Genomic DNA, 14823 nt, shown 5'->3' with positions numbered 1-14823 from the left:
CCACCGCGCCCAGGAAGTCACCTCATGCCATCGATCACCAGTGGAAGCGGATCCACTCCGCATGACGTCACACAGCTCCTGGACGGCATGGCCCACCAGCCCACCCCCGCTCTGGTCTTCTACGGCACCGACGGCGGACGGGTCGAGCTCTCGGGTCGGGTGTTCGAGAACTGGGTGTCCAAGACGGCGAACTTCTTCGTGGACGACCTGGGGCTCATGGCAGGCGACACGGTCGTGGTCGACAGCACCGCCCATTGGCGCACCGCGGTGGTCCTGGCCGCGGCCTGGCGCGTGGGTGCGGTCGTCGAGCTCGTGGATCCGACCCCAGGGACCTCCCCCGCGGAGGGAGACGGTGCGGGACTGAACCCCGGTGCCGGGGCGTCCGGGGCGAACTCCGCGTCAATGTCCGAGTCGGTCTCCGCGGCACAGGTGGTGGTCCTCCTGGACGGAGACGCCCCCTCCGGCGCCCCGGAATCGGCCGCGGCCAAAACCGAGGTTCTCCGGCAGTGGGGCACTCCGGAGGAAGTCCTAGTGCTCGCCTACCCGGCTCTGGCGCTCTCCTTGACGCAAGAGCGACTGCCAGACGGCGCCTTGGACTACTGCGCGGAGATCCGTGCGCACGGCGACCATTGGAGCGGGGGACCGTCTGCCGGCGCCGACCACACGGCCCTACGTGTCGAGGGACGGGCGTGGACGGGTCACGAACTCTTCGAGGAACGCTCAGAGCACGTGCGGGTGCTCTCCGAGACCCCCGTGACGGCCGTACGGCTGGAGGTCGCGCATTGGACCCATCGCAGCATCGCCCAGTTGTTGGCGATCTGGTCAACCGGGACCACGGCGGTTCTCACGGACCGGGAGGACCAGGACATCGCCCGGATCATGACCTCCGAACGGGTGGGACTCAGCTGGCGCTAGGGTCCTCGGCGCGCGAGGTGTCGGGCTCCGGTTCCTGGGCCTTGCGGGCGCCCATGGTTTCGCCCGCCTTGGGCTTGACGACGGGGAGACGGCCCGTGATGGCCGCCAGTTCGGAGGCCGCGGAGGGCGCGAAACCGGGCTCGTCGTCGAGCTCGACCGCGTAGACCCAGAACCGGTAGGCGAAGTAGCGGAAGATCGTGCCCAGTGCCGTACCCACGATGGTTCCGGAGACGAACGATGCCGTGGGGCTGGTCAGGTGCAGGACGTAATAGCTCACGCCCACGCAGGCCAGTTCGATGAGCATGCCGATCGCGTTGGCGATCAGGAACTGGATGAGTTCACGCTTGGTGTCCGACTGCCGCTTGTCCCGGAACGTCCAGTACCGGTTGGCCACCCATGAGAACAACGTGGCCACGACCGTCGCGATCGCCTTGGCCTTGACGTGCCCTTCCTCCTGAAACACGGTGTGCATGAGGATCCAGACCACACCGGCGTTGACCACGAAGGCCAGTCCCCCCACGGTGCCGAACTTCATCAGTTCGGCGACGAAAAGGTGCCAGGCAGCTTTGAAACGATTGATCATGGGGTACGGGCTCCGGGGGTGATTGCGCGAGAGGCGCCTGTGACTGGTCGGATCGCTCCAGCCGTGCGCGGGCCAGGTTTCTTGGCCAGCGCGTGCGCCCATCATAAGCGCTCACCTGAGCATTACCCTGGTGCGGTGAGCCACGCGCGCCAGTCCCCCAACGTCACCCCCGCCCCGTCGGACCAGCTGTCCGTCAACGGGCGGATCCCGTCCCCGGCCCCGGTCACCGGCCCCGTCGTCGGGGTGATCGGCGGGGGCCAGCTGGCCCGGATGATGGGCCCCGCCGCCACCGAACTCGGCATCGAGTTGCGCGTCCTGGCGGAGGCGCCGGACAGCTGCGCCGTTCCCGCCGCCGCCTCACACGAGGTGGGCGATTACAAGGATCTGGCCACCCTGCTGTCCTTCGCCGACGGAGTGGACGTGATCACCTTCGACCACGAACACGTGCCGAACGAACACCTGGAGGCCCTGCTGACGGCCGGCGTGGCCGTCGAGCCCCGGCCGACCGCGCTGGTCCACGCGCAGGACAAGATCGTCATGCGACGCGCCGTCGAAAAGCTCGGGTTGCCGAATCCGCGGTGGGCAGCCGTGAAGAGTGTCGAAGATCTCGTTGCCTTCGCCGAGGGCCGGTGGCCGGTGGTCCTCAAGACGCCGCGCGGCGGCTACGACGGCAAGGGTGTGCTGGTGGTCCCCTCGGAGTCCGAGGCCCGGAACGGGACGGCGGCGGCCTGGTTCGCCGAATCCGGGTTCGAACACCTGCTGGCGGAGGAGGCCGTGCCGTTCACCCGTGAACTCTCCGCCCTGGTCGCCCGGACACCGACGGGTGAGGTCCGCAGCTGGCCGGTGGTCGAGTCGATCCAGGTCGACGGCGTGTGTGACGAAGTCCTCGCCCCCGCCCCCGGCCTGGATCCCGAGGTGGAACAGGCCGCGGAGTCAGCCGCCCGCACCTTGGCCACCGAACTCGGCGTCACCGGTGTGGTGGCGGTTGAACTCTTCGACGTCCCGGGCCGCGGATTCCTGGTCAACGAACTGGCCATGCGCCCCCACAACTCCGGCCACTGGAGCATGGACGGCGCCGTCACAGGGCAGTTCGAACAACACCTGCGGGCGGTCCTGGACCTGCCCCTGGGTGACACGGGGTTGCTCGGCACGGCCACGGTCATGAAGAACGTCCTGGGTGGTGAGAACACGGATCTGTTCAGCGGCTTCACCCGTGTGATGAGCAGCGTCCCGGAGGCCAAGGTCCACCTCTACGGCAAGGGCGTCAGGCCCGGGCGCAAGGTCGGCCACGTCAACGTCACCGCTCCGGCAGGCGCTCCGGCACCGGAGACAAACACGGGACAGTCCGGCCAGGACAGCGCGGACCAGAGAATGTCGGCGCTGCGCGACCGGGCTCGTGAGGCGGCGGCCCTGCTGCGCGACGGCGCCTGAGACGCGAGTCCTGTCGGCTGACGTCCAGCCGGTGGGGGTAGCGTGATCCGCGGATGCCGGGGTGTTCTGCCCCGGTCAGAGAACTCGCCACGACAACGCCCACGGTGAACCGGCGCATGCGTCCGGGCTTGGAGGAGATTGCGATGGACGACAGCCAGCCCGTCGTGGGCGTTGTCATGGGATCGGACTCGGACTGGCCCGTGATGGAGGCCGCCGTCGAAATCCTGGGAGAACTTGACGTGCCGTGCGAGGTCGACGTCGTCTCCGCTCACCGCATGCCCCACGAAATGATCGACTACGGGACCAAGGCCGCCGAGCGCGGCCTGCGGGTCATCATTGCGGGTGCCGGCGGCGCAGCACACCTGCCCGGGATGCTGGCCTCCACCACCGTGCTGCCCGTGATCGGCGTTCCGGTCCCCCTCAAGACTCTCGACGGCCTGGATTCCCTGCTGTCGATCGCCCAGATGCCGGCGGGCATCCCCGTGGCCACGGTGGCCATCGGCGGCGCGCGCAATGCCGGCCTGCTGGCCGCCCGTATCCTTGCCGCTGGCACCGACGACGACGCAGCGGACCTGCGCGCCGCGCTCGAGCGGTTCGCCGGCGAACTCAACGAGGTCGCACACGCGAAAGGTGCCGCCCTGCGCGAGCGCCTCGAGGACTGACCCGTCCTCGTGATCCAGAAACCTTCCCCGAGCAACAGGCGCGAAACCACGTGACAGGACCCCACGAACCCCGTAACAGCGAGTACGACGGCCGTCCCGGTCGTGCCTCACGGCACCGGGACGACCTCCGGTTCGAGGAACCCTACGGGCGCTACGACGACCCTTACGACGCCGTCGACGACGAGTTCGGCGAGTTCGACGAGTTCGGCGAGGACCGGGGCGACGAGTTCGAAGACCGGTACGACGACGTCGTGGGTGAGGTCGGCGCCGACGAGAACATCCCGCGGTTCAACCGCGTGGCCTCCTGGCACAACGCCCTGGTCAACCCGCGGTTCACGTCGCCGCAGGCCCGGAACAAGCGGGCCGCGCTCCTGCTCGGGGGCACCCTGCTGGTTCCCGGATCTGCTCAGGTGAGTGCCGGGAACCGGCGCCTGGGACGGGTCGCCCTGGTCGTCACAGTGGTGTGCTGGCTCCTGCTCCTGCTCACCCTGCTGTCCGCACTGTTCTGGCGGACCCCTTTGATCTTCCTGACCACCAACGGGCTGACCTCCCCCGTGGTGTCGATCGCCCTGGTGGCGCTGGCCATCGGCTGGGGCGTGTTGTTCCTGGACGCCCTGCGGCTGGCGCGCCCCGGGTTGCTGAGCTCGAAGGCTCGCACTGTGGCGATCGTCAGCACGATCGTGGCCATGGTGGTCACCTCGGGCGGGTTGGGCTACACGGCGCACCTGCTCAACGTGACCCGGTCGACCGTGGGCGAGATCTTCGGCGGCGGTCTGCCGTTCCGGCCCGTCGACGGCCGGTACAACATCATGCTCATGGGCGCCGACGCCGGTGCCGACCGGGTGGGGCTGCGCCCGGACTCGATGACGGTTCTGAGCATCGACGCCAAGTCCGGGCAGACCGCGACCATTTCCTTGCCCCGAAACCTTCAGAACGTGCCGTTCCCTGACGACTCGCCCATGCACGACGTCTACCCGGACGGGTACAACTGCGGTGACGAATGCCTGCTGAACGCCGTCTACACGGACGTCACGGAGAACCACGCGGATGTCTACGGCGACGCCGAGGACCCCGGCGCGGAGGCCATGATGGACGCCGCATCGGGCGCCCTGGGCATCGATGTCCAGGGCTACGCGATGATCGACATGGCCGGCTTCGAGCAGCTGATCGACGCCATGGGTGGCATCACGATCGACGTCGGGGGCCAGGTTCCCATCGGCGGTGGCACCAATGAGCTGACCGGTCTGCCCAACCCGATCGACGGGTACATCGAACCGGGTGTCCAGCACCTCGACGGCTACCACGCGCTCTGGTACGCGCGTTCCCGCGAAGGCGCCACCGACTACGACCGCCAGGCACGCCAGCGCTGCGTCCAGACCGCCATGCTCAAACAGCTGAACCCGGTCAACGTGGTGTCCAAGTTCGAGGACATGGCTGCGGCCGGAACCCAGGTGGTCCGCACGGACATCCCCCAGTCCTCGATCGGTTCTTTCGTGGACCTGGCCGTCCAGGCGCAGGACTACGAACTGGTGGGCTACGCCGCCGGTCCGCCGTACTACGACGCGATGTTCCCCACCTACCCGGACTACGACCAGCTCCACGCCGACGTGGCCGAGATGCTGGCCAACGCCGACGGATCCGGGGACGCACAGCCCACGCCGGCCGGTGGAGCCTCGACCGCAGCGCAGGGCTCGGGCTCGACCGGCACAACCCTGGCACTGGGCGGTGGACTGGGTTCCCAGGCACTGCCCGTGACCCGCACGGAGCCCGGCGTCCCCGGGACCGACGGCACGGGCGCCCCCACGGAGCTCTCGGAGAACGGCACCTGTTCGGTTCCATGATCGGTCGCCCGGTCCGGGGGACGACGAGCGACGCCGGTACAGTAGCCACCGTGACGAACATTCTGCAGAGCAAAGCATGGGCCGATTTCCAGACCGCGCTGGGGCACACGGTGCTCCACGGCGAGGGTCCCGGATTCTCCTGGCAGGCAACCGTGGAAGGCAACTCGACCGGCCGGTACCTGTACACCCCGTACGGTCCGATCGCCGATTCACCGCAATCCTTCGACGCCGCCCTGGATTCGCTCAAGGCCGCCGCGCGTGAACACGGGTGCTGGTTCGTGCGTGTGGAACCGGCCTTCGCCCAGATCCAGGACGGTTTGGAGACCCCCGAAGCCGCGCTGCGTCGTCGTGGGCTGAAACTGGCGCCGCGTCAGGTGCAGCCGGGCCACACCCAGATCATCGACCTGGACCGGGACGAGGACGCGATCCTCTTGGACATGAAGTCCACCAAGCGCAATCTGCACCGCAACATCCACAAGAAGGGTGTGACGTTCACGTCGTCCACCGACCCCCAGGACGTCGCCGTTCTGCTGAAGTACCTGGACCAGACGGCGGAACGGAAGAACTTCAACCGTCAGCAGGACGACTACCTCCGCACGGCTGCCGAGGTGCTGGTGCCCCAGGGCGCGGGTGTGCTCTACATCGCCCGGTTGGACGGCGAGCCGATCGGGGCGGCCTTCGCCTACGACTCCGACGACACCCGCACCTACGCGCACGCCGCGATGGACTCCGCCCACCGCAAGCTGTCGGCCGGCAGCGCCCTGGTGGTCCGCATGATCGTGGATGCCCGGGAGAAGGGCCTCAAGCACTTCGATCTCTTCGGCACGGCCCCGGAAGGCGCTGGACCGGAGCACGAATGGTTCGGGTTCACCAAGTTCAAGCAGGAGTTCGGCGGGGAACCCGTGGCCTACCCGGGAACCTGGGACCTTCCGGTCTCCCCCGCCAAGTACGCGGCCTACATGGGGATCCGCGGGGCACGGGAATCGGTGTCAACGGCCAGGACCAAGGGTCCGGAGTTGGTGGCCGGGCTCAAGGAAAAGGCTCCGGGTGCCCTGTCCGGTCTCAAGCACAAGGCACGCTCGGTCACCAAGCGCAGCTCCTCCTGATCGCCGAGGGCCCCGGTGCACGCGCTCACGCGTTGCACTGGGGCCCTCGCCTGTGGTCAGCTCACGGACCTCAACGGCCGGCGGCGTCCTTGAACGCTTCCAGGCTCTCCGAGTAGAGACGCTTCCCGAAGGCCAACGGTCCCCGGGACTTCTTGGGCTCCGGCCCGGACAGCGAATCCGCCGTGCGTGCGACGGCGTCGCCATCCTTGTGTTCGGGCCGGTCCTGACGTTCTTGATCGGCCCTGGCACGGGCCTCCACGCGGGCGGGGTCCTCTACAGGTTCGGCGGGCTCGTCCTCCAGAGGCGCATCGTCCTGCTGCGCCTCGTCCTCGGTCGGGGCCTTCTCAGCCTCACCGTCCCGAGGTGTGTTCTCATGGGGCTCGTCGTCCCGCAGCTCTCCAGCAACCACGGGCTCATCGGGGGTCGAACCCGTCTCTTCGTCGGTGGCTGGCTCCCCCGGTTCCTCTGAGTCGACGCCCTGGGTCGTTTCCTGCCCCTCGGATCGTTCGCTCGTCGGTTCCGCGTCCGTCGCGCGGTCACCGGCGTCGGGGGTGTCCTGGACCGCGTAAGCGGTCGCGGTGTCGTCGTCCCCCGTGCTGACCGCGGCAGCGGGTGCCGAAGCCTCGGACTGCGGCTCTGGATCTGCCTTCGCGGCACGCTTCTCCTGGCGGCGTTGCTTGCGTCGAGCGGCCTTGGACATCTTCGGCTCACCCTCGGAGGTTTCCTCGGAGGCCGTTTCAGGGCGCTGAGAGACCGCTTCGCCGTTCTTGTCCGCAGTGGACGTCGACGCCGCATCGGCGGCCGCCGTAGCACCCACCGCAGCGCCGGTTGCAGCCGCAGGAGCGGATCCTTCCTCAGCCCGGGCCCCGCCGGATTCACTCACCTGCGCCGGAACCGGATCCGGTGCCTCCGATTGCGGCGGCGTCATTCCGGTCATCTCGATGCCGAGATCCTGGCTGACCTGCTGGCGCACTTCGTCCACGCGGCGTGGCTCGGGCTGCTCGACCTGTTCCACGACGGGTGCGGGTTCGGGCTGCTTCTTCCGCCGCCCGAACAGGCCACGCTTCTTGGTCGGGGCGTCCGCGGGGGCCGGTGCGGCCTCCGGGGCCTCAACCAGGTCCTTGCGCCACGTCCCCAGCACGCTGCGCTCGTGATCCGCCATCTCACGGACCACGGTGGGAACGTCCTTGTCCCGGGAGTTCCCGCCGTCCATGCGCTGCACGCCGCGCTTCTGGAGTTCCACGGCACCCGTGAGCAGCAGGGCGTCATCGATGCCGAGCTCCCGGGCCTTCCTGGTGAAACCCACGCGGTAGAGCATGGCCAAGCCCACCGTGTGAACGAACCACAGGTATCCCAGGGCTTCGGGTTGTTCGTCGGGGCGTTCCTGCGCGGCGACCAGCAGCAGGGAATCCTGACCCAGGTCCTTGAGCAGGTGATTGATCTGACCGGTTTTCAAACCGACGGCGCGCACCCCGCCGGAATTCGCCGTGATTTCCCGGACGGTGACATCGGAAACCTTGAGTCCCGCGCGGCAACGGTCCAGCGTTTGCGCGGACAGTCTCGAGGACAAGGCTTTCTCCGTGACCCCCAACGGAACTCGCAGGCGTTTGGGTCCCACCTCGGATTCCTCGACCTGGTCCTGCCGCTTCCAGCCGCGTTCCTCCAAGGCATCGTTGAGCGGTTGAGCTCCCTGTGCGTCCACCTCGAGGGTGATCCGCTCGGCGCCGTAGCGGTCCTCCACGTATCCCGCCACGGTTTCCATGAAACCGGGGACCATCGCGGCCCGGTTGACGTGGACCTGGTTGCCCTCCACCACCACGCGGCCGTTGTCACGGCGGATCTGCAACTGCCCGTAACCGACCATGCGCTCGTCGGCGTCCCGCACCAGAATGCGGTCCACCGTGAGTTTTTCCCCTTCGGCCGATTGTTGGACCGCGCCGATTCCCCAGAGCTGATTGGGGTGACCGCCCGTCACGCGGACGGTGGCATCCCAAGTCTTCTGGTTGAGGCTGGAACTGACGGTCAGAGCCACGGCGCGCGAATTCCTTTGAGCGGAGGGATGGTCCCGTTCCGGGGCGAACCCGAAATGTTCCCGGAAACCATGAACATTCTGTCTGCACAGTCTATGCGGCCCGTGTGGCTGTACGCCCGTGGCGCGAATGTGTTCACATTCGCGCCACGGGAAAGGGCCCTTCAAGGCGTGGTTCGCAGGAGTATCGGCTCAGTGCCGGGCGTACTTCTCCCACTTGGAGGCGACGTGTTCAGCCTCGACCACACGCACGGTCCCGGAATGCGAGCGCATGACCAGGGACTGCGTGGTGATACGACGGCCCTGGTAGCGCACGCCGCGCAGGAGGTCGCCGTCGGTGATGCCGGTGGCTGCGAAGAAGCAGTTGTCGCTGGTGACCAGGTCGTTGGTCGTGAGGACTTGGTCGACATCCAGACCCGCGGCAGCGGCCTTCTCCCGTTCCTCGTCGTTCATCGGGGCCAACCGCCCCTGGATCACGCCGCCGGTCGCCTTGACGGCGCAGGCGGTGACAATGCCTTCCGGTGTGCCGCCGGTGCCCATCATCACGTCCACGCCGGTGCCTTCGCGGCACGCGGCAATGGCGCCCGCGACATCGCCGTCCAGGATCATCCGGGTGCGCGCACCGGTCTTGCGAATGTCCTCCACCAGATCGGCGTGCCGCGGACGGTCCAGGACGCACACGGTCAGCTGGTTGACAGGTACTCCCTTGGCGCGGGCGACCAGGTGCAGATTCTGCTTGACCGGCAGTCGCAGGTCCACGAAATCGGCGGCTTCGGGCCCGACCACGAGCTTCTCCATGTAGAACACGGCGGAGGGATCGAACATGGAACCGCCGTCGGCCACCGCGATGACGGACAGTGCGTTGTTCATGCCCAGTGCGGTCAGACGCGTGCCGTCGATGGGGTCCACTGCAATGTCCGAGTTCGCACCCGAGCCCTCGCCGACCTGCTCGCCGTTGAAGAGCATGGGGGCTTCGTCCTTCTCGCCCTCGCCGATCACCACGGTGCCGTTGAAGTCCACCGTGGACAGGAACGAACGCATGGCATCCACCGCGGCGCCGTCCGCACTGTTCTTGTCACCCGCACCCACCCAGTGGCCGGCGGCAATGGCGGCGGCCTCCGTCACTCGAACCAGTTCCAGAGCCAAGTTGCGATCGGGTGCGTTGGTGGACTTTGTCTGCTGTGACACAGCGTTTCCTCGCCTTCGAATGCATGGGAGCATCGACGTCGTCGTCGACCTTGTGACCAGCCTAACGGGCGAGACTGCCGCGGTCCCGGGTACGACCGATGGTGACGCGATGACGACGGTGAGAACCCTGCCGCCGGAACGGGCACAATGGAGCCCGTGAGCCAGTACAACCCCGAGCCCTCCGACGATCCCTCGGCGCAACCCGATGCGCCCACGAGCACGTCCGGCGATACCGCCCACCCCGACGGGGACTCCCAGGTCACGCCCCAGATCACGACCAAGCAGGCCCAGCGGATCTACGCCCCGGCCCGCGGAATGATCATCTCCATGGCCGTCCTGGTCCTGCTGACCCTTCCGTTCTTCCTCTTGCAGCCCCGTCCGGACGGGCAGACCTACCGCCCGGACGTGGATGTCGCGCAGGAGGCCTCCTACGCCGCGGACGTCGCAGAGTTCACCCCGGTGGCCCCCGAACTCGGGGACGGCTACAGCCCGAACTACGCCAGGTGGCAGGGCAATTCGGCCGATGACGTGGACCGATGGGAAGCGGGATGGGTCACCCCGTCCTCCCGCTTCGTGGGGCTCGTGCAGACGGATCAGGCCAACCCGACCTGGCTGGTCGAGCAGGTCGGCCAGGCACCGCAGACCGGCACCCGCGAAGCCCACGGGATCGACTGGGACACCTACCAGGCGGAGGACGACGACGGTAAGATCACCCGTTCGTGGGTCGGCGAACTCGACGACAGCACCGTGGTCGTGACCGGCACGGCCTCAGAAGAGGAGATCTCACACGTGGCCGGTGCAGTGGTGGACGCCCAGGCCACCGAGGCCACACAGAATTGACCGACGACGGCGACTCAAGACCGTCACGCAGGAACTCACCAACGCACGAACCCAAAAGCCAGGGAAACGATGTCTGAGGAGCAGCACATGAGTCAGGGAGCCAATGCGCAGGAACCCACGAACCTGCACATCGCCGAGGACCGCACGAACCGGCAGCTCACCCCCCGGGAGGCCTGGGACAGGTTGCGCGCCGGCAACGCGCGCTTCGTCGACGACAGCGCGCAGCACCCCAACCAGAACGCCAGCCGCCGCGAATCCCTGACGCAATCGCAGCACCCGTTCGCCACCATCTTCGGGTGCTCGGACTCACGGCTGGCCGCCGAGATCATCTTCGACCTCGGCCTCGGCGACGCATTCGTGGTCAGGACCGCCGGTCAGGTCATTGCCGACGCCGTCCTGGGCACCTTGGAGTATTCGGTCGAGGTCCTCAAGGTCCCGTTGATCGTGGTCCTCGGCCACGACTCCTGCGGTGCGGTCACAGCCACCAAGAACGCGGTCGAGGACGGCAATCTCCCGGGTGGCTTCCAGCGTTCCCTGATCGAGCGGATCACCCCCGCCGTCCTGGACAGTCAGCGCTCCCACAAGCACTCGGTCAACGACATGGTGGTCGAAAACGTGCGGTTGGTCGCCGAGCGCATCCTGGACCAGTCACGCACGATCGCTGCAGCAGTCTCCCGCGGCGACGTCGCCTTGGTCGGGATGTTCTACCACCTCAGCGACGGTCAGGCGGAGCTGGTGTACGGCCACGGGTCCTGGCTGGAACTCGACCAGTAGGTTCCGCTGCAGCCGGGCGCAGCGGCGCAAGCCCATTCGTCGTCACACATGTGGTCCGGGCCATAGACTGGCCCCATGGCTGAGAACAACGCTGAATTCCGCATCGAACACGACACCATGGGCGAGGTCAAAGTCCCGGTGGACGCCCTCTATCGTGCCCAGACCCAACGCGCGGTCGAGAACTTCCCGATCTCCGGCAAGACCCTGGAGCGCCAGCACATCAAGGCGCTCGCGCAGGTCAAGAAGGCGGCAGCGCAGGCGAACCTGGAACTCGAGGTGCTCGACGGCGAGCGCTCGCAGGCCATCCAGGACGCTGCGGACCTGGTCGCCGCCGGCGATTACGACGAGCACTTCCCGATCGATGTGTTCCAGACCGGTTCGGGCACGTCGTCGAACATGAACACCAACGAGGTCTTGGCGACTCTGGCCACCAAGGCGTTGGAGTCCAGCGGCACCGAGGTCCACCCGAACGACCACGTCAACGCCTCGCAGTCCTCGAACGACGTCTTCCCGACCTCCGTGCACGTGGCCGTGACCGCGGCGCTGTCCCACGAATTGATCCCGGCCATGGAAACCCTGGCGACCTCCCTCGAGAAGAAGGCTGCCGAGTTCAAGGACGTCGTGAAGTCCGGGCGTACGCACCTGATGGATGCCACCCCGGTGACGCTCGGACAGGAGTTCGGCGGCTACGCGGCGCAGGTCCGCTACGGGATCGAGCGCATCAACGCGTCCCTGCCCCGCGTGGCCGAGGTTCCCCTCGGTGGCACCGCGGTGGGCACGGGCATCAACACCCCCGCCGGGTTCTCGGCCCGCGTGATCGAACTGCTGGCTGCAGAGACCGGGCTGCCGATCACGGAGGCCCGCAATCACTTCGAGGCCCAGGCCAACCGTGACGGTCTGGTCGAGGCCTCCGGGCAGCTGCGCAACATCGCCTACTCCTATATGAAGATCAACAACGACCTGCGGTGGATGGGTTCCGGCCCCAACACGGGTTTGGGCGAGATCGCGATTCCGGACCTGCAGCCGGGGTCCTCGATCATGCCGGGCAAGGTCAACCCGGTGATCTGTGAAGCGGCCATCCAGGTGGCGGCGCAGGTCATCGGCAACGACACCACCGTTGCGTTGTCCTCGACCAACGGGGCGTTCGAGCTCAACGTTGGTATCCCCGTGATGGCGGCCAACCTACTCGAGTCCATTCGTCTGCTCGCCAACACCTCCACGGTCATGGCGGAGAAGATGATCGATGGCCTCACCGCCAATGAGGAGCGCTGCCGTTTCCTGGCCGAGGCTTCGCCGTCGATCGTGACCCCGCTGAACAAGGCCATCGGGTACGAGGCCGCCGCCAAGATCGCCAAGCACGCCGTGGCGAACAAGGTGACGGTGCGCGAAGCCACCGTGGAGCTCGGCTACGTGGACGGCACCAACCTCACCGAGGAGCAGCTGGACGCCAAGTTGGACGTCACCACCATGACGGGCCCCAACGCCTGATCCCCCTGCTCCCGCCCGTGGGGGCATAACCAGGTCACTCATGAGTCGGCCCCGCGGATTCCTCCGCGGGGCCGACTCATGAGGTCATACCGATCAGCCGAGGGCTGACATCCCTGCGTCACCGGCGGACACGGGTTCCTATGTCTGCTTAGGATGGCGGAAATCGCCAGGACCCAGATTCACTGTGGCCCGCGTGAGATTGAGGAGGCCCTTGTGAAACTCGCCGAACAGATCGTCGCCCAACTTCAGGCCGCCGGTGTCAAGCGCATCTACGGGATCGTGGGCGACAGCCTCAACCCCGTGGTGGACGCCGTGCGCCAGACCGGAGGACTCGCCAAGGGCGGCATCGACTGGGTCCACGTCCGCCACGAGGAAGCCGCGGCCTTCGCGGCCGCCGCAGAAGCGCAACTGACCGGCGAACTCGCCGTGTGTGCGGGCTCCTGCGGGCCCGGCAACCTGCATCTGATCAACGGGTTGTACGACGCGCAGCGTTCGGGTGCCCCGGTGTTGGCCATCGCCTCGCACATCCCGTCGGCCCAGATCGGCCAGTCCTTCTTTCAGGAGACCCACCCGGACCGGTTGTTCAACGAGTGCTCGGTCTACAGCGAGCTGATCTCGACCACCAAGCAGGCACCGCGCGTGGTCCGTTCGGCCATCCAGCACGCCACCGGGCTGGGCGGCGTCGCCGTCGTGACCCTGCCGGGCGACGTGGCCCATCTGGAGGCCACGGAGAAGACCCCGCACTGGACACCGGTCATGGCGGCCTCGACCGTGCCGAACCCGGAGTGTGTTCAGGAGATCGCAGGGGTGCTCAACGACGCCAAGAAGGTCGCAATCTTCGCCGGCGACGGCGTGCGCGGAGCCCACGACCAGGTCATCCAGCTCGCCGAGACGCTGGGGGCCCCCGTGGGCCATTCCTTGCGAGGCAAGGACGCCATCCAGTTCGACAACCCGTTCGACGTCGGCATGACCGGTCTGCTGGGGTACGGGGCCGCGGCCGAGGGTCTACAGGACGCCGACGTGATGCTCATGCTGGGCACGGACTTCCCCTACGACCAGTTCCTGCCCGACACGGTGACCATCCAGGTGGACCGTGACCCTTCCGCGCTGGGCCGCCGGACGGATGTGCAGTACCCGGTGCAGGGCGACGTCAAACCCACCCTCGAAGCCCTGCTGCCGCTGCTCGAGGCCAAGAAGGACCGCAGCTTCCTGAAGAAGACCCTCAGGCGTCACGACAAGCTCATGAACAACGCCGTAGGCGCCTACACACGCAACGTCAAGCGCCTGCACCCCATTCACCCCGAGTACGTCGCGGACATGCTGGACCAGGTGGCTGCCGAGGACGCGATCTTCACGGCGGACACCGGGATGTGCAACGTGTGGTCGGCCCGCTACATCCGGCCGCTGGGGACCCGCAGGATCATCGGGTCGTACCTGCACGGGTCCATGGCCAACGCACTACCCCATGCGATCGGCGCCCAGGTCGCCCACCCGGGCCGTCAGGTGATCTCGATGTCCGGCGACGGCGGTCTGTCCATGCTCATGGGCGAACTGGTCACGGCGGCGATGTATCGGCTGCCGATCACCGTGGTGGTGTTCAACAACTCCACGCTGGGCATGGTCAAGCTCGAGATGCTGGTGGACGGTCTGCCCGACTTCGGCGTCGACGTCCCGGACGCCAACTACGCCAAGGTGGCGGAGTCCCTGGGATTCCAGGCACAGCGCGTGGTCAAGGCCAAGGACGTGGAGGGGGCGCTGAAGTCAGCGCTCTCGCACGACGGTCCGTCACTCGTGGAGGTCATCACCGACCCCAACGCTTTGTCCATGCCGCCCAAGATCACCGGGGACCAGGTCTTCGGTTTCGCCACCGCGATGAGCAAGGTCGTGCTCAACCGCGGCGCCGGTGAGGCCGTGTCGATGGCCCGCTCCAATCTGCGCAACGCCAACGCTCTGCGCTAGGTGAGTG

12 protein-coding genes are annotated in these 14823 nt (G+C 67.4%); 9 read left to right on the top strand and 3 right to left on the bottom strand.

Annotated features, from left to right (window positions below; genetic code table 11):
• The first annotated feature begins 24 nt into the window (after positions 1–24).
• Positions 25–915, top strand: a complete 891-nt coding sequence (locus GWK18_RS07005) for a TIGR03089 family protein (protein WP_166834155.1) — start codon at positions 25–27, stop codon at positions 913–915.
• Here the strand turns inward: GWK18_RS07005 and GWK18_RS07000 are convergent.
• Positions 902–1498: a GtrA family protein gene (locus tag GWK18_RS07000; protein WP_166834153.1), complete on the bottom strand. Its 597-nt coding sequence runs from the start codon at positions 1496–1498 to the stop codon at positions 902–904. The genes GWK18_RS07005 and GWK18_RS07000 overlap by 14 nt on opposite strands.
• Positions 1499–1702: 204 nt before the next feature.
• On the opposite strand from GWK18_RS07000, the gene GWK18_RS06995 reads away from it, so the two are divergent.
• The 4 genes from GWK18_RS06995 to GWK18_RS06980 all read left to right on the top strand — a co-directional run bounded on the left by GWK18_RS06995 (position 1703) and on the right by GWK18_RS06980 (position 6538).
• Positions 1703–2929 (top strand): 5-(carboxyamino)imidazole ribonucleotide synthase, encoded by a 1227-nt coding sequence (locus GWK18_RS06995; RefSeq protein WP_348535878.1) that lies wholly within the window; start codon positions 1703–1705, stop codon positions 2927–2929.
• 143 nt (positions 2930–3072) lie between these two features.
• Positions 3073–3591 carry a 5-(carboxyamino)imidazole ribonucleotide mutase gene (gene purE / locus GWK18_RS06990; RefSeq protein WP_166834151.1) on the top strand — a complete coding sequence of 173 codons (519 nt, stop codon included), beginning with the start codon at positions 3073–3075 and terminating at the stop codon, positions 3589–3591.
• A 50-nt stretch (positions 3592–3641) separates the two neighbouring features.
• Complete coding sequence (locus GWK18_RS13440; protein ID WP_348535872.1) at positions 3642–5432, top strand: LCP family protein; 1791 nt, start codon at positions 3642–3644, stop codon at positions 5430–5432.
• 50 nt (positions 5433–5482) lie between these two features.
• The gene (locus tag GWK18_RS06980; RefSeq protein ID WP_166834149.1) at positions 5483–6538 is read left to right on the top strand and encodes a peptidoglycan bridge formation glycyltransferase FemA/FemB family protein; all 1056 of its coding nucleotides are present in this window, start codon (positions 5483–5485) and stop codon (positions 6536–6538) included.
• Between the two features lie 70 nt (positions 6539–6608).
• Here GWK18_RS06980 and GWK18_RS06975 read toward each other — a convergent pair whose 3' ends face one another.
• Both GWK18_RS06975 and glpX read right to left on the bottom strand, forming a co-directional pair.
• Positions 6609–8570 carry a hypothetical protein gene (locus GWK18_RS06975; protein WP_166834147.1) on the bottom strand — a complete coding sequence of 654 codons (1962 nt, stop codon included), beginning with the start codon at positions 8568–8570 and terminating at the stop codon, positions 6609–6611.
• Between the two features lie 189 nt (positions 8571–8759).
• Positions 8760–9755: a class II fructose-bisphosphatase gene (gene glpX, locus GWK18_RS06970; RefSeq protein ID WP_233568733.1), complete on the bottom strand. Its 996-nt coding sequence runs from the start codon at positions 9753–9755 to the stop codon at positions 8760–8762.
• Positions 9756–9911: 156 nt separating this feature from the next.
• Between glpX and GWK18_RS06965 the strand changes: the two genes are divergently transcribed.
• From GWK18_RS06965 to GWK18_RS06950, 4 genes are all read left to right on the top strand, one after another.
• Entirely contained in the window at positions 9912–10595 is a 684-nt protein-coding gene (locus tag GWK18_RS06965; RefSeq protein ID WP_166834143.1) for a DUF4245 domain-containing protein, read from the top strand.
• Positions 10596–10682: 87 nt separating this feature from the next.
• Positions 10683–11369, top strand: coding sequence for a carbonic anhydrase (locus GWK18_RS06960; RefSeq protein ID WP_123825027.1), 687 nt, complete (start codon positions 10683–10685; stop codon positions 11367–11369).
• A gap of 75 nt (positions 11370–11444) precedes the next feature.
• Positions 11445–12857, top strand: coding sequence for a class II fumarate hydratase (locus GWK18_RS06955; protein WP_123825026.1), 1413 nt, complete (start codon positions 11445–11447; stop codon positions 12855–12857).
• A 213-nt stretch (positions 12858–13070) separates the two neighbouring features.
• Positions 13071–14816, top strand: coding sequence for a pyruvate dehydrogenase (locus tag GWK18_RS06950; protein ID WP_348535871.1), 1746 nt, complete (start codon positions 13071–13073; stop codon positions 14814–14816).
• Positions 14817–14823 lie beyond the last annotated feature (7 nt).

It is taken from the genome of Kocuria sp. JC486 (assembly GCF_011602805.1).
GTDB classification, from domain to species: Bacteria; Actinomycetota; Actinomycetes; order Actinomycetales; family Micrococcaceae; genus Kocuria; species Kocuria soli.
Note: the sequence above shows the minus strand (reverse complement) of the source record. Positions and strands in the feature narration are given on the sequence as shown.